The sequence below is a fragment of the Mesorhizobium sp. M0862 genome (genome assembly GCF_040319795.1).
Lineage (GTDB): Bacteria > Pseudomonadota > Alphaproteobacteria > Rhizobiales > Rhizobiaceae > Mesorhizobium.
Genome location: NZ_JAMYOJ010000003.1, coordinates 47,990 through 63,835 on the forward strand (window position 1 = coordinate 47,990; position 15,846 = coordinate 63,835).

General features: G+C 63.9%; 11 protein-coding genes, 1 tRNA gene and 2 pseudogenes. 7 read left to right on the forward strand and 7 right to left on the reverse strand.

The window, feature by feature from the left end; all coding sequences use genetic code 11:
- Window positions 1-14: 14 nt before the first annotated feature.
- Window positions 15-1,340: an alanine racemase gene (locus NKI15_RS05290; RefSeq protein ID WP_031243566.1), complete on the reverse strand. Its 1,326-nt coding sequence runs from the start codon at window positions 1,338-1,340 to the stop codon at window positions 15-17.
- Window positions 1,341-1,411: 71 nt separating this feature from the next.
- On the opposite strand from NKI15_RS05290, the gene NKI15_RS05295 reads away from it, so the two are divergent.
- Window positions 1,412-2,353 (forward strand): amidohydrolase family protein, encoded by a 942-nt coding sequence (locus NKI15_RS05295; RefSeq protein ID WP_023707958.1) that lies wholly within the window; start codon window positions 1,412-1,414, stop codon window positions 2,351-2,353.
- Here NKI15_RS05295 and NKI15_RS05300 read toward each other — a convergent pair.
- From NKI15_RS05300 to NKI15_RS05315, 4 genes are read right to left on the reverse strand one after another with little or no spacing between them, the layout of a single operon-like run.
- Window positions 2,327-3,298, reverse strand: coding sequence for an ABC transporter permease (locus NKI15_RS05300; protein ID WP_023748645.1), 972 nt, complete (start codon window positions 3,296-3,298; stop codon window positions 2,327-2,329). The two genes, NKI15_RS05295 and NKI15_RS05300, sit on opposite strands and share 27 nt — an antisense overlap.
- Entirely contained in the window at window positions 3,295-4,260 is a 966-nt protein-coding gene (locus tag NKI15_RS05305) for an ABC transporter permease (protein WP_023704489.1), read from the reverse strand. The genes NKI15_RS05300 and NKI15_RS05305 overlap by 4 nt, the downstream gene beginning before the upstream one ends.
- Window positions 4,257-5,756, reverse strand: a complete 1,500-nt coding sequence (locus NKI15_RS05310; RefSeq protein WP_023748646.1) for a sugar ABC transporter ATP-binding protein — start codon at window positions 5,754-5,756, stop codon at window positions 4,257-4,259. Before NKI15_RS05310 ends, NKI15_RS05305 begins: the two co-directional genes overlap by 4 nt.
- A gap of 27 nt (window positions 5,757-5,783) precedes the next feature.
- Window positions 5,784-6,836, reverse strand: a complete 1,053-nt coding sequence (locus NKI15_RS05315) for an ABC transporter substrate-binding protein (RefSeq protein WP_023748647.1) — start codon at window positions 6,834-6,836, stop codon at window positions 5,784-5,786.
- A 234-nt stretch (window positions 6,837-7,070) separates the two neighbouring features.
- Here NKI15_RS05315 and NKI15_RS05320 point away from each other — a divergent pair, with 234 nt between their 5' ends.
- From NKI15_RS05320 to NKI15_RS05340, 5 genes and pseudogenes are all read left to right on the forward strand, one after another.
- On the forward strand, window positions 7,071-7,871 hold the full coding sequence (locus tag NKI15_RS05320; protein WP_023686799.1) for an IclR family transcriptional regulator: 801 nt from the start codon (window positions 7,071-7,073) through the stop codon (window positions 7,869-7,871).
- Window positions 7,872-9,354: 1,483 nt separating this feature from the next.
- A complete protein-coding gene (locus NKI15_RS05325; RefSeq protein ID WP_023704493.1) occupies window positions 9,355-9,672 on the forward strand; it encodes a hypothetical protein in 318 nt (105 codons plus the stop codon).
- A 68-nt stretch (window positions 9,673-9,740) separates the two neighbouring features.
- Window positions 9,741-9,842: pseudogene (locus NKI15_RS05330) on the forward strand (SDR family NAD(P)-dependent oxidoreductase); the annotation flags it as partial.
- Between the two features lie 192 nt (window positions 9,843-10,034).
- Window positions 10,035-10,154 (forward strand): annotated as a pseudogene (locus tag NKI15_RS05335) (zinc-binding dehydrogenase); the annotation flags it as partial.
- A gap of 67 nt (window positions 10,155-10,221) precedes the next feature.
- Complete coding sequence (locus NKI15_RS05340; RefSeq protein ID WP_023704496.1) at window positions 10,222-10,476, forward strand: hypothetical protein; 255 nt, start codon at window positions 10,222-10,224, stop codon at window positions 10,474-10,476.
- Window positions 10,477-10,622: 146 nt separating this feature from the next.
- Here NKI15_RS05340 and NKI15_RS05345 read toward each other — a convergent pair.
- Together NKI15_RS05345 and NKI15_RS05350 are read right to left on the reverse strand one after the other, a co-directional pair.
- Window positions 10,623-10,699 (reverse strand) — tRNA-His (locus NKI15_RS05345).
- 346 nt (window positions 10,700-11,045) lie between these two features.
- A complete protein-coding gene (locus tag NKI15_RS05350) occupies window positions 11,046-11,504 on the reverse strand; it encodes a phasin (protein ID WP_023669330.1) in 459 nt (152 codons plus the stop codon).
- Between the two features lie 324 nt (window positions 11,505-11,828).
- Between NKI15_RS05350 and NKI15_RS05355 the strand changes: the two genes are divergently transcribed.
- A complete protein-coding gene (locus tag NKI15_RS05355) occupies window positions 11,829-15,833 on the forward strand; it encodes a PAS domain S-box protein (protein ID WP_023697295.1) in 4,005 nt (1,334 codons plus the stop codon).
- The last annotated feature ends 13 nt before the right edge of the window (window positions 15,834-15,846 follow it).

The window sequence follows — 15,846 nt, forward strand, 5'->3', positions numbered from 1 at the left end:
TTTTGGGGATCTGGTCAGCCGAACCAGGTGGGAAAAGCGTGGCGGACGTGGCCGGTCGCGTCGACGCCGAAGATCACGCGATAACGGTCGAGGCAGGTGCAGGGATGCGAGATGCCGAATTCGACGACGTCGCCGACGGCGATGTCGTCGCTCGGCGCAATCGACAGGAAGGCATGCTGGTCGTTGAGCTTGACCACCTCGGCGCGCGCCGCCGGCATCGGCAGCGGCTTGCGGGCACGAAAGACGGTGAGCGGCGTTGGAAAGCCCTGGTCGAACGACACGTCGCGCATGCCCATGCCGCAGATGGCAAGGCCCGGCTCCGGCCGCGACAGCACTTCGGCCCACAGGCGTAGCGCAGGGCGAAAGGAATGCCGCGCCGAAGCGCTGATGCCGCCTATGGCAAAACCCTTGCGGGCATCGAGGGCGCCGAGCGAACGGTCATAGGTGCCGTGGTCGTGGAAGAAGATGGCGCCGCTGCGCAGCACCAGCGTTGCGTTGCCGTCGCTGGAAACGAGGGGTGCAAGCGCCGCGACCGCCTGGTCGAAGAAGGCGGAGCCGCCGGCCGTGACGATCAGGGGTGCGTCGCCGCCGACGCGGGCACGCAGCCGCAGGAACATGTCGGCGGTCATCGCCAGCAGGCCGGATATCACCTCATCGGTGCGACCGGGCTCGGGTTGCGCCGCCGCCCCTTCATAGGTCGCAACGCCGGCTATCAGCAGCCGCCCGCCGGCAGCCGTGATCGCATCGGCGATGGCCTCGGCTTGCGCGGTGGTGCGGGCGCCCGCCCTGCCCGCACCAAGTTCGACCAGCACATGCAAAGGCGGCAGTGCCGCATTGGCGCGCCAAGCCTCGGAAAGCGCGTTCACGGCGTCGACCGAGTCGGCAAAGACATAGAGCTCGGCATCCGGCCAGGCACCAGCAAGCACGGCCAGCCGGTTGGCGCCGCCGGCTCCGCCAACCTCATTGGCGATGATCAGCCGTGTCAAGCCGGCCTTCAGCATCACTGTCGCTTGCCTGATGTCGGCGACCGTCGTGCCCCATGCGCCGGCCTCGACCAGCGACCGGGCAAGGTCGGGCGCCATCGGCGTCTTGGCATGCGGAGCGATCGCAACATTGTGTTCGCGCGCATAGCGCAGGAACAGGTCGCGATTGGCGGAGAAGGCCGCCTCGTCGAGGGTCAGCACCGGAAGCGCCATGCGTCCATCGGCCGGATGCCAGTGCTCGGCCGCGACAAGGCTGCTGTCAAGCCCGGTTGTGCCGGGAGGCACGCCGCGGATGCGGTCGTCGAGCTGAAAATTTTCGTGCACCGAAAGGGCTGGAACCGGTGAGTTTTCAGTCATCCGATGCTAACCCTTTCACCGTCGCAGAACGAAGCCAGAATCGATCGCCGGTCACAGCCTGAGAGAGATACGTGCCAGAACCTTACGCCGGACCGATCATCGACGCCCATCATCATCTTTGGGATCTCAGCCTGGGACGGCATCCCTGGCTCGCCGCCACGGCCGGCGAGCGCGGCGGCCTGGGCGAGCTTGGCCCCTTGCGGCGGAACTATCTGCCCGGGGATTATGCGCGCGATGCCATAGGGCATAATGTCGTCGCCACCGTCCATGTCGAAGCCGGCTGGGCGAGTGGCGACTGCATCGGAGAAACGCGCTGGCTTGAAGCACTCGACAAATCGCGCGGCGTCGCCGCCCGCTATGTCGTTCACGTGCCGCTCGCCGATCGCCAGGCGCCTGCGCTGATCGAAGCGCAAGCCGCGTTCGAGCGTGTCGCCGGCGTGCGCGACATATTGAGCTGGGATCCCGACCCTGCCCGCCGTTTTGCGGCCCGTGACAGCATCATGGACGATCCGGCCTGGCGCGCCGGGCTTGCCTTGCTTGGCCAGCATCGGCTGGCCTTCGACCTGATGGTGTTTCCGCGCCAGCTCGCCGACGCGGGGCGGCTTGCCAGGGCCCTCCCCAACCAGCAATTCGTGCTCAACCATTGCGGTAGCCCGATCGACCGCGACGCCGATGGCATGCAGGTGTGGCGCGACGGGCTGCGGCTTCTGTCGCAATGCGACAACGTCGCCATCAAAATATCGGATCTGGTCGCCTACGATCATGACTGGACGCTCGACAGTCTGGAGCCCGTCGTCCTGCATTGCATCGATTGTTTCGGCACCGGTCGCGCTATGTTCGGCAGCGACTTTCCGGTCGCCGGCCTGCATGCCTCGTTCGATGACATATATGACGGCTTCAAAACCATCACAGCGGACTTTTCCGCCGACGAGCAGACGGCGCTGTTCTTCGGCAACGCAAAGCGCATCTATCGGCTCGACGATGTGTCATCGGCGCGCCTGCTCCCGGCCTGAGAGCAGCAGCAGGCCGAGGATCAGCGAGCCGAACAGGATGCTGCGCCAGCCGGGCGATGCGTTGACGACGGTAATCAGCGCGGTGATGGTGACCAGCAGGATGGCGCCGGGGATGGTGCCGGCATAGGTGCCGAGCCCGCCGAGGATCGAGGTGCCACCGAGGACCACGGCGGCAATCGAGGCGAGCAGATAGGGATCGCCGATGCCGACATAGCCCTGTCCGTTCATGCCCAACACGAGCACGCCGGCAAGTCCCGAGCAGAAGCCGCTGATGCCGTAGACCGCAAGCGTCGTGGACGTGACCGGAACACCGGACAATGCCGCGGCAAGTGGGTTGGCGCCCATGGCGAAAATCCGGGCGCCGAGCGATGTCGCATGCATCGTGGTCAGCACGATCACCGAGACGACCACCCACAACAATACGCCAGCGGGAATGCCGGCCGGCCGGCCATTGCCGAGCCAGTGGACCAGCGGGTTCTCGGCGGTCACGGCGCTGCCGCCGGCGATGATGATCAACAGACCCTGCAAGAATGTCGCCATGGCCAATGTCATGATCATCGGGTGGACGCGCAGCAAAGCGACGCCGAGCCCGTTGACCAGGCCGATTGCCGTGGTCAGCACCAGAACGGCAAGAATGGCGGTGATGCCGGTCGGATCCACCTGCCAAGACAGCAGCGGCAGGCTGACGGCGCTGACCGTGACGATGGCCGCGACGGAAAGGTCGATGCCGCCGGCGATCACCACAAAAGTCTGGCCCGCGGCAACCAGGCCGATGACGGCGCCGAGCTCCACCAGATAGCGCAGATGGCCATAAGCGCCGAAGCCGCGCGAAACGAAGCTCGCCACGATCCAGACCGCGGCAACGATGGCAACGGTGAGAAACGGCCGGCTGCGCAGGACCGTCAGGGCGCGTTTGCCGCCCGCGCTGTCATTCCATGCTGTCATTGCTGTGCCTTGCGGAATTGCGGGATGGCGACCGCGCCGATGATGATCAGGCCCTGGGCCACATATTGTGCGACCGGCGTGAAGCCGAGGAAGAACATGACGCTGATCATCAGGCTGAGCAGCAGGCTGCCGGCAAGCGCGCCGCGCATCGTGCCCTGGCCGCCGAGGAAGCCGATGCCGCCGAGCACCGCAGCGGCAATCGAGTTCAGGGTAAAGGCGGCGCCGATGACCGGGTCGCCCGAACCGGTCTGTGCGGCGACGAACAAGCCGGCGCCAGTGGAGAGCAGACCGCTGATCGCATAGGCCGCAATGCGCGCGCCGTCGACCGGCACGCCGGAGCGATAGGCGCCGACCGGATTCTCGCCGGCGGCATAGAGGCTCAAGCCAAGCGGCGTGGCGAGATAGAGCTTCCACAGGAGAATGATGACCACCAGCAGCACGAATGCCGCCGGTGTGTTGCCGGCAAGCAGGTCGGACAGCCACGCCGGGATTGCGCCGCCGGGCCGCGGCAGGATCAGCAGTGCGGCGCCGCCGGTGATGAACGACCCGGCAAGCGTCACCACGATGGCCGGCAGCCGAAGCCGTACCACGATGAAGCCGGTCGCCGCCCCGATGCCGAGGCCCGTCAGCGCCACTGCGGCAGTGCCCCCGGCGACGCCCAGCGGCCCGGCCATCGTCGTCGCGGCGATGACCGCGCCCAAGCTGACCGTCGCGCCGATGGCTAGGCTGATGCCGCCGGTGAGCATCAGGATCGCCTGCGCCATGGCGACCAGCGCCAATGGAAACCAGCTCTGGGTGAATTTGGCGAAGCCGGACGCCGTGAACAGGCCCGGAAAGAGGACGCCATAGGCGATGAGAAACACCAGGACGACGGCAAACAGGCTGCGCATGCCGACATTGCGACGCATCTGCACCGGCCAGTAGAGCGCATCGGTCTGCCGGGCGGAGGAAGATGTGTTCATGCCGCAACCTTCCGCTGTTCGGCGCCCATCGCCGCGGAGACGATGGCTTCCTCGCTCAGCGCTCCACGCGCCAGCATGGCGACGATGCGGCCTTCGCGGACGATGGCTACACGGTCGCAAAGGTGCACGAGTTCGGGCGTGTCGGAACTGAGCAGCACGACCGCCTTGCCGGCGGCGGCGAAATTGCGAAGCATCATGTAGATCTCACGTTTTGTTTCGACGTCGACGCCGCGCGTCGGATCGTTGAGCAGAAGCACCAGCGGGTCGTGCGGCATCCATTTCGCCAGCGCCACCTTCTGCTGGTTGCCGCCCGATAGAGCCTGCGCCGCCCGGCCGAGGTGACCCTTGATGCCGAGTTGGGCGGCAAGGCTTTTGGCCGTCTCGCCCTCTGCGCGGCGGCTGCGCAGCTTCAGCGCCGGCAGCCTGGCAAAGGCGGGCAGCATCATGTTGGTGATGATGGGATGGACCAGGTGCAGGCCCTCGCGCTTGCGATCCGCGGGCACATAGGCCAGCCCCAGCGCGTTGGCTTTAGGCACGCCGCCGGGCAGGCCGGAGGCGCCGTTGACGGTCGCCGACGCCGTCCGTGCCGGAATGGCGCCGTAGAGACCGAGCAGCAGATCTTCCTGCCCTTGCCCGACCAGGCCGCCAATGCCAAGCACTTCGCCCGTTTTGATATCAAGATCGACGTCGCGCATCAGGCCGGCCGAAAGATTTCGGACAGAGATAGCGTCGGCAGGCAAACTGGAAGGCTGCCATTGCGGAAAAAGATCACCGGGATCGCGGCCGACCATCAGCCGAACCAACCCGGCGGCGTCGGTGCCTTCCAGGGTGCGGTCGGCCGTGCAGGTGCCGTCCTTCAGAACGGTGACGTGCTGGCACAGCGCCATGACTTCGTTCAGTCGGTGCGAGATGTAGAGAATGGCGATGCCTTCGCCGCGCAACCGCTGCAGCAGATCGGTGAGAATTTTGGTTTCGGTTGCCGATAGCGACGATGTCGGTTCGTCGAGAATGAGCACGCGCGGCCGGCGGTAGAGCGCCTTGGCGATCTCCACCATTTGGCGGCGGCCGAGCGACAGATGCCCGACCGGCGTCGACAGCGGCTCGTGCAGCCCGACAAGTTCGCATGCGGTCCTCGCCCGCGCAGCGAGTTCGCGGTAGTCAATCAGGCCGAACCGTTTGGGATAGGCGCCGAGACCAATATTTTCGGCGATGGAAAGACTGGCCGTCAGGCTGAGTTCCTGCTGGACGACGGCGATGCCGGCCTGCCGCGCAACAGCCGGCGTCATGCGTGAGACCGCGCGTCCATCGACCTCGATCGTCCCGCCATCCGGTCTCAAGGCGCCGGACAAAAGGTTGATCAAGGTCGACTTTCCGGCGCCGTTCTCGCCGAGCAGCGCATGCACGCGGCCCGGATGGAGAGCGATTGAAACGTCGCGCAGGACGGGGTTGCCGAAGAAAGACTTCGACACACCCCGCGCCGCGAGCAGCGGAGCCATGGTTGTCAACGCTACAACCCTTCAGGCTTATTTCTGAGCCAGCAGCTTCTTGAACAGCTCCTCATCGTAAGGAGAAAAGATGTAGCCGTCAGCCGGGAAGTCCTTGGCCCGGGCGAGGTATTCGTCGATGTTGGAATTGTCGATTACCGGCAGCGGAATCTTGACGAAAGCCGGCACATCCTTGCCTTCCAGCGCCTGGACGGCAGTGTAGGTGGCGAAGGCGCCGAGCCAGTTCGGCTGCATCGTCGCCCAGCTCTTCAAGCCCTTTTCTTTCCAGAGTTCCAAAAACTGCCGGGCGTTCTCACCGGTGATCGGCACCTGTTCACGGCCCTGCTTGTCGAGGGCCAGCACGGCGCCTGCCGACAGAGCGCCGCCGAGCGACAGGATGCCGTCGATCTCGGGGTTGGCGAAGAGGAGGCTGGTGACGGCTTCCTGTGCCGGCGCGACGTTGTAGGGCGTGTTGGTCTCGGCAAGCACCGTCACGTCGGGATGGGCCTTGAGCTCAGCGTCGGCGCCTTTGCGCCTGTCATCGCTGACCGAAACCCCGGCGGGGCCATTGAGGATCAGGATCTTGCCCTTGCCGCCGATGGCGTCGATCAGGAACTTGGCGGCCTGGTCGCCCCATTGCGAAGAATCGGTGTTGACCTTGGCGGTGACCTTGTCGGTGTCGACGAGGCTGTCGAAGTTGATGATGGCGATGCCCTTGGCGCAGGCGTCGGCCAGAACGCGTGCCGGTGCGGTCGACGAACCGGCGATCAGGATGATGGCGTCGACATCGGAATCGATCATCGACTGAATCTGCTGGATCTGGACGTTGGCATCGCCCTGAGCGTCGGTGACGACGAGCTTGTCGACCAGTCCCTGCTTCTTCAGGGTCTCGACTTCGGCTTCGATCGTGCCTTGGGTCTGCTTCATCCAGGTCGGCACGGAATAGATGTTGGCCCAGCCGATCGTGTACGGCGCCTTGCGGTCGCCCTTGATGCAGTTGGCGGCGGCATTGGCCTGCGAGGCGACGCCAAAGCTCAGCACGAGACCGAGGCAAAGCGCGCTGGCGGATGCGAAAAACGGTGATTTCATCATGACTGTTCCCTTCAGAGGTTGTGGCCTCGACGTGCAGAACAAGGGCGAGGAACCCGTCGGTCGCCGGGTCTTGGAAACCGTGTGTCCTCTAGGGATTTGTCTGCGTCAGGCTCGTTAGTTTGTCTGGTATTTCAGACAATGTGTCTGTATATCGGACAAATTGGATGCTAGACCGAGCCTTGACATCTTTCAAGCGCCTTGAGACGAGAACCGAAATGATTTTGGCGGATGGTCATGAGCGACGGCACTAACGATGCGATCGGGAAGGAAGCCGGCGCGGAGCCGCGCAACGGCGAACGACGACGCGGCATTGACCGCGTCATCATGCTGCTCGAGGCGTTGCTGCGGCACCGCGCGCCAATGCGCGTCGGCGACATCGCCAAAATGATCGGCGCGCCGCGTTCGACCACCTACGAGATCGTCAACAGCCTACTCGACGCCGAAATGCTCGAAAACGTCGGCGGTGAAGGTTACGTCTATTTCGGACGCGCCATGCATCTGTTCGGCTGGGCCTACTCACATCACAATGCCCATTACCGTCGCATCATCGAGACCTTGGATAAGTTGGCCGCCGAGACAGGCGAGACGGTCCAGCTATGCGGCCTGCGTGGCAACAAATACGTCGTTCTTGACTGCCGAGATTCGCCGGGCCCGTTCCGGATCTCAAGCGATGTTGGGGTTGAGGTGCCGATCCCATGGACGGCATCCGGACGGCTGCTCCTCGGCCATATGAACGAGCAAGAGTTGAGGGATTTCATCCCATCTGGCGACTACAAGCTTCCCGACGGCCGCATCATTGCACCAGCCGAATTCTTTGCCGATGTTGCCCTGGCCCACCGGCAGGGTTTCAGCGAGACCGCCGCTCTGGCGGACCGCTTCACCTGGTGCATGGCAGCGCCCATCCATGACGGCCACGGCGCCATCAAAAGGACCTTGTGTCTGGTGTTACCCGTCGACACGCCGGAGCCACGGCGCGACGAACTGCTTGCCTTGCTGCGCGAGCGCGCCCGTGGACTGTCTCTGGCGGGAGGCTGACGATCAGCCGTCGTGCCCTCTGGTTGAAGCCTCTTAAAGGCACATGGATTCCGCTCTTCCCCATTGGTTCCATTTAGGTTCGGGACCTTAGTCCCTTAGTCGGTGGATAAGGTCCGAACCAGGGAACACGCAACCGGAAGCCACATTAGGAGAAGACCGTCGATCAAAGTCCCTTCATCGCCGGTTGAGGATCCCGCCGCTCTTACTGTCGAGAGCGCGGCGGGATCCTTACGCGTGGAGCGAGCACATGAGATTTGTCGAGATTCAGATGTGCTTACGGCCCTGCTTCTCGCTTCTTCGTGTGCAGGATATTCGCTGTTTTCGGAGGCCATCTGGTTCCTCCACGCTACGCAAAGATGGTGTTGCTGCCGGACCTCGATAAAATGACGACTGCATCATCTACACCCAGCTTGCCCGATTCCATCGACTTGCAAGTTCAAAAGCGCCCAGAGGTGCAAAGGTCTGCCGGCGTGACACAGCGCGCAGTCGGTCTGGAGCCGCCAGTGCCATCCAGCAAGCGGTAAGAATCAGCGGAGGTTTTGTGGCTCCCCAGCTATCAGAGAGCGCCGGCGATTATTGACAGACCCGGCTCTTGAAATTGGCTGAAATCGCCGCTCCACATTTCCGCATCTGTTTGAATTGTGTTTGTCAACTAGTGCGAACGCTATGGCGAAGCAGGTTGAGCTGGCGGCGTTCCTGGCTGATCCCCGCCAGTGCTTGATCGCGGCGTGGGATCCTTGTCGAGCTTGGGATTTCGGTCCACCGGTTCGCCATTCACATCATCGGCCTTGGAGTTTGCAGGGTCCGTTTGGCCAGGATTTGGGCTGTAAGTATCTGGCGATGGAACCCGGCTGTTTTGCTGTGTCGCCGGTGTCTTAGCCTGCTCGCCATAGATTTCAGCGATCCCCCAGGCAACGAGCGCCAAGACAAGGCCTGCCAAGAGCACGCCAAGGACCGGTCGCCCCAAGCCACCCTGCCTGGCCCGCTTTTCCGGAATGTTTCTGCTCATGATCGCAACCTTGGGCTAAGAGGAGTGGCCCGCGCTCCAGGAGCGAAGACGCGAGACGGTCAAGAGTTCCGGACGTTGGCCATGCGGCGAACAGGGAACTCGCTGCACATACCGAACTCGCTGGCGCTGTTGATGTTCCCACGGAATACAAACAGCGCGCCGCCGGGAGCCGGACTGGCAATTTGGGTTGGAGTCGCTGGAACGAGCCAGCTCAAGGTCAACGAGCGGCGGTGTGCGTAAGCGGGCATTGCGAGCCAGACTGGAACTTTGCCGAATCTGCCGCGTTGCCGACCATGGCCGACTACAACGAGACCACCAATCCGGTGCTGACCGGTTGCAAGGCCCGCGTTGCCACCAGGGACATCTGTTTGAAGGCTAGCTGAAATTTGCTCCTCGTTGTCGGCGATTCCGCCCAATGGAACATCCTGATCCGCTCGCGGTTGGGGAAGCCCGGGCCAGCTCAGGAGCATCATCATGAACGTCGAACGTAACCCGGCCGAAGACAGAGGCGATATTCAGTCTGGGGTGACAGAGGACAAGACGCCGGGATTCGACCCGGCGGCGGCGCCTATGGAAACCGATGCCGAAGCGGCAGACACCGGCGCCGTGCCGGTTCCCGCAGCGACGGGCACGCCGGCTTTCGCTAATCAAGCAAGCTTCGCCAATGCGATGCGGCGGCCGGACGACGAGAGCGCCCCGGCCCCGAGTAAAAACGGCCCGGTGCTGGCCATTGTCGCGCTTGTCGTCGTTGCCGCCGTCGTGTTCGTTGTCGCCGCGATGCTGGCGCGATAGCAGATCCTGCGCTTGCGCCAAACCTCTGCCCTGCGAAGCGATCAGGGATGCGGTCGTCGCAGCAGGCGATCAGCGGCTGGAAAAACAAGCTGCAGGTTGCAGCGGCGCATGGCACGCCGGCCGGCACCCTGGCCGAGCAGCATTGCGGCATGGCCGAACCCGGCTCGGCCGCCAAGGTTGAGGCCGGATGCTCGTTCGAAGCAGGAACATTTCACATCAAGCCAAGTTCGGGCTTGCAGAGCTTGTCGTCAAGGAACAGCACATGAAGGCCCTCACATGGCACGGCAAAGGCGAGATACGCTGTGAACAGGTGGCCGATCCGACGATCCAGGATGAACGCGACATCGCTGCAGAAAGTTCAGAACGGCGATATCGACCCGTCATTCCATCGCGCTGGCCTCAAGGCCGGGCCCGAACTTTACAAAACCTTCCGCGACAAGGAGGACGGCTGCATCAAAGTCGTGATGCGCCCGCACGGCTGACCGTTCTGCCCCAGTGGCCCGACTTTGTTGTCCGGCCGTCTGCATGCTGAAAAGGCGAGAGTTGAAAATGGCCAAGGACAAACCCGTATCGACAAACCCGGCCGCCACACCTCCGGTCAGATCGCCTGATGCCGCCGGCCTGCCACATCCCCGTCGCGACGCTGAAAACAGCGATTCCGGCGCCAAGCCGACGGCGCCCAAGACCGCTGGCGCCCAGCAAGCGTCCAGATCGCCGCTCGACAGCCGCATTGCAAATCGCAATGCCGGCCGTCCTCGTCAGGCAGGCACGACGCCTCGGCCGACCGACGAACCGCTGGAGTAAAATGAAACCTAAGCTGCGGCGCGGGTATCCGCACCGCGGTGTGTGTGCGCAGTCAGGGTCTTCCTGCCCTGCCGACAGGGCCATACAGGTCTTGATCTCTCGTGGATCGTCGGGATCGGCAATCAATACTTTAGCGGGAAATTCGATGGTACCGTTGGCTGGGATCGAACCAGCGACCTCCGGATCCACAATCCGGCGCTCTAACCATCTGAGCTACAACGGCACGTTCGCCTGAGCCAGATCGTGGTGAAAATTCATTCTCCGAGATCCGCTCTGTCGTTCGGCGATGCGTCCAATACGGTCTATCAGAGACTAATTCAAGGCCTTTGATAAGGCAAAGCCGGTTCTGCCAACAGGCGCCGGTTTCTTCGGCAAAAGAAAAAGGCCGGCGGGAGGAGGTGCCGGCCTTTTCCTGTTACGAGCCAGCGGGAGGAGGTGCTGGCTGGTCACCCCGGAGAGCAGAGGGAGGAGGTTCCACTCGCCGGGTATTCATTTGGACAACTCTATTGCACACCTATTTGTCTGACGAAATGCGACGTTTTGATGCATCGCAGAGTTGTGCGCAATTATTAGGCGGCCTTGATGTCTTTCAGGGCCTTCTCGAAAGCGGTCTTGACCGGCTTGGAGACGTCTTCGGCAGCCTTCGAAGCAACAGCCTGGAAGTCCTTGGCCTGCTCGACCGTGGTCTCGACGCGCTTGCGCAGGAAGGCGGTCTGCAGTTCGACTACTTCCGACAGCGACTTGGCGCCGATGAGGGCCTCGAGATGCGAGAAGCCGGCTTCGGCATTGGCGCGCAGAGCGGCGATCGTCTTGAGCGACAGGTCGCTGGAAACGGTCTTGGCAGTCTCGAAGGTCGATTCCAGGACTTTCTGGGTCTCTTCGGCGCCGGTCTTCAGCTTGGAGTAGGCTTCCTTCGACTGCTCGACGCCCTTTTCGGCGAAAGCGCGGATCTGGTCGGTTGCCTTGGAAGCGTCGAAGCTCGGGAATTCGACGTTTTCGATGGTCTCAGCGGTCTTGGCCTTGGTCATTTTCCATCCTTTCGGGGTAGCGGCTTTGACAAAAAGCCGTCTCGTTCATGTATGATGGCAATATAGCGGTTTTTTTGTGCGATGCAATATCTTTGTTGCAGTGCACCATAAATTTCTTCCCATGCGTCACCCAAGAGGTTATCCAGGGACATTCCGAGACGCTGTTAACCAAGTGGCCAGAGATTCCACCTGCTTCCCGCCATGGCTTGTGGACCTTCGCCGCGCGGGCTTTTATTAACAAAGCGTTAACTGCAAATTGCCCGCCTTGTAGGTTCGCCAAGAGGGGTTCGCCAAGAGGTTTCACCGAAAGGGTCCGCCAAGCGCATGCCTTCCGAGAACTACTCTTTCCTCGATGTCGCCGTGCTTGATGCGGTTCGCCAGCGCTTCGCCGCCGGCGACGCGATCGCGATTCTGTCGGCCGACCTCGAACAGGTGATCTGGGCCAACGGCCCGGGCGCTGCGGTGTTCGGCTATCCCGATATCGAGGCCATCATCGGCGCCTCGGCTCAGCTGCCGCTGATCGCCAGGCGCCAGATCATGGCGACCGCGGGCTTCCCGCAGATCGGCAGCGACCGCGCCATTACGGTACGGCTGGCGACCGGCATCACCAGCCGCGCCGTCGGCTTCCTGGCCAGTGCGGTGACTATGCCGGACGGCGAAAGCGCCATTATGCTGGTGGTGCCGGCAGCGCAGGCCGGCTCGCGCAGTGCTGCCGACATTGGGACCCGCGCCATCAGCGGCTTTACCGAAGACGGCCATTTCATCGCCTTTGTCGACGCCGCCGGCACTGTCGAGGCGGCTTCGGATGGCTTTGGCGCGCTCGCCATCCGGCCTGAGACGCTGGCCGCGCTTGTCGCCGACGTGGCGAGCCAGGACGACCGCATCGTCAAGCGGCTGGTCCCCGGCGGCGCCACGTCCTATCCGGCCGGCTTCGCGCGCCTGACCGAGTCCAGGCATCTGCTGGTGGTCATCGACGAGGATCAGCTCGGTGAGGAAAATCCTGTCGGCGAGCTGGATGCCGAACCTGCTGCAGCGCAGGTCGACGATGGCCCGGCGCAAGCCGCCGCGGAGAACGCGGTAACGGTGGATGCGGTGGCTGACCACCCCACCGCAAGCGGGAATCAGGGCGCCCCACTCGCGGCCGCGCCTGATGTCGGGGAGACAGGTCCGGCTGCCACCGAGCATGATGCTTCGGCGTCAACCGATACAAAGGCGGACCATCGCGAGCAGACGACCGGCCGCGAGCAGGCGGCGAATGACAGCGCGCCGGCGCAACATGATCATTGGTACTTCCATGCCGGCGAAGAGCCGCAGGCGGGCGAGCCGGACAGCCCGGCGCAGGCCGAGCCGGACTCTGTTTCCCCGGCCGAGAGTGCGCAGTTGGACAGCAGTGCCGCTGCGCCCGCCCTGCCGTCCGACGCAGCCCCACCGGCTGCGCCTCCCGCCAAACGTGAGGTCGACCGCTCGGCGCCGCCGCTGCGCTTCGTCTGGCGCACCGACGCCGAGGGCAAGTTCAGCGCGCTGTCGCCGGAATTCGGCGACATTGTCGGCAAAGCCGCCGCCGACGTGATCGGCCGCCGCTTCAAGGACGTCGCGACAACTTTCGGCCTCGACGCCTCGGGCGAGATCGCGGGCCTGCTTGAACGGCGCGACACCTGGTCGGGCCGCTCGGTACTGTGGCCGGTTGCCGGCTCCGACCTGAAGATACCGGTCGATCTGGCAGCACTGCCTGTCTATGGCCGCAGCCGCGCCTTCGAAGGTTTTCGTGGTTTCGGCGTCGCCCGCGCCGGCGATGCGGTGGTCGATCCGGAAGCAATCGGCATGGCGCTGGTCCCCAATGGCGCGCCAGCGGCAGCAGCCGAGCCGGCCCCGGAACAGCCCGTGGCGGAAGCTCCCAAGGCGGCCGATCCGTTCGAGGGCGAAGTGCCGGCACTGACCATCGTGCCGAAGCAGGAACGTCGTTTTGCCGACAAGGTCATCCGGCTGGCCGAGCATCGGCAGCCCGCCAACGACAAGCAGCCGACAAGCGAGAGGGGCCTGTCGACGCTGGAGCGCAGCGCTTTCCGCGAAATCGGCGAGCGGCTGAAGAAGGACAATCCCCCGCCGGAGCAGCCGGAGACTGCCAAGCAGGCCGAACCGGCCAATCCGGATCAGGTAATGCCAGACCAGGCCAAGGCAGATGAGCCCAAGCCGGATCATGTCGAGGCGGACCAGCCTGAAACAGCCGCGCCAGCCCGACAACCCGCCGAGGTCTCGAGTCCGGACGAAGCCGGCCCGGCTGCCGTGGCTGAACCATCGGCAGCCGCACCCGAAAGCGAAACGGCTGAGGCCGAACCGCCGGAAAGCGATGCCGAGGACGAAAAGGACCTGACGCGGCTTGACGGCGAGCAGCCGGACGACGGCCTTGCGGACAGCGAAGCAGGCGAGGCGAAGGCGCCGACAGTGTCGCGCTCCCTGCTCGACTATGCCGATCCCGAACCAGGCTCCGTCACCGAAGACAGTACGGAAGCAACGTCGTCCAACGACGAACTTGCGCCGGCTTCCGAACCGGATGATACGCAAGCCCAAGAGATCGTCGAGGCCGCAGAGCCACAGCCGGTTGTTGCCGAGACGCCGGCCAATGCCGGTGAAGACGACAGCATGACGTCGGCCGACTTCCGCGATGCCGAGGACAATGAGGATTGGGCGCCGTCCGACGAGGCGACCGATTCCGCCGTGGAAGACGGGGACAAGGCCGGCGATGCGGACACAGTGCCGGCAGAACCACAGCGCCTGAAAGTGCCGCCGCTCAAGCTTGAGGGGTTCATGCCTTCGGCATTCTCGGCCGGAGATGAACACAAGGCCCCTGACACGTCGATCCTCGGCAAGCTGCCGGTGCCGCTGCTCATCCATTCGGGCGACGAGCTTCATTACGCCAATGAGGAATTCCTCGGCCTGACCGGCTATGACACGCTTGAGGACCTGAGCGACGCCGGCGGGCTCGACGCGCTGTTTGCCGATCCCTATTCAGAAATGGCCGGCGAAAGCGACCACACACTCAAACTGAAGACGCGCGAGGGCCAGGAATTTCCGATCGAAGCCATTTTGCGTTCGGTGCCGTGGCGCGCCGGCAAGGCGCTGATGCTGGTGGTGCGACGTACCGGCGATAACGAGCCGCCGATGGTTGCGCATCTCGCAGCCGAGGAGCAGACGCAGCCCGATGTCTCCGAACTCAAAGCGCGCATTGCCGAGATGCGCACCATCATCGACACCGCGACCGATGGTGTGGTGTTGATCGGCCGCGACGGCGACATCCGCTCGATCAGCCGGCCGGCCGAGGCGCTGTTCGGCTTCGACAGCGACGACGTCACCGGTAAACCGTTCGCCTCGCTGTTTGCCATCGAAAGCCAGCGCGCGGCGCGCGACTATCTGAACGGCCTGTCCGAGCCCGGCGTGGCGAGTGTGATGAACGATGGCCGCGAGGTGATCGGGCGCGAGGCGCAAGGGCGCTTCATCCCGCTGTTCATGACCATCGGCAGGCTGCCCAATGACAGCGGCTTCTGCGCCGTGGTGCGCGACATCACGCAGTGGAAGCGGGCCGAAGAGGATCTGACCCAGGCGCGCGCGGTGGCCGAGCGCGCCTCCTCGCAGAAGACCGATTTCCTCGCCCGCATCAGCCACGAGATCCGCACGCCGCTCAACGCCATTATCGGCTTTTCCGAGCTGATGGTGGACGAGAAGTTCGGCCCGGTAGCCAATGACCGCTACCGCGACTATCTCAGAGACATCAACCGCTCGGGCAACCATGTGCTCGATCTCGTCAATGACCTCCTCGACATTTCGAAGATCGAGGCCGGCCAGCAGGAAATGGACTACGAGGCGGTGTCGCTCAACGATACGCTGGCCGAGACGGTGGCGATGATGCAGCCGCAGGCCAACCGCGAGCGTGTCATCATTCGCTCCAGCTTCGCCTCGCGACTGCCCGAAGTGGTCGCCGACCTCAGAAGCGTGCGCCAGATCGCGCTCAACATCCTGTCCAATGCCATTCGCTATACGCAAGCCGGCGGACAGGTGATCGTGTCGACCGCCTATGAAACCTCCGGCGACGTTGTCATGCGGGTGCGCGATACCGGCATTGGCATGAGCCATGCCGAGATCGAGCAGGCGCTGAAGCCGTTCAAGCAGATCAATGCGCTGAAGCGCGGGCGTGGCGACGGCACCGGTCTCGGCCTGCCGCTGACCAAGGCGATGGTGGAAGCCAACCGCGCCCGCTTCACCATCACCTCGACGCCGGGCGAAGGGACGCTGGTCGAGGTCGCCTTCCCGTCGACGCGGGTGCTGGCCGAATAGGGCCGGCCATTCC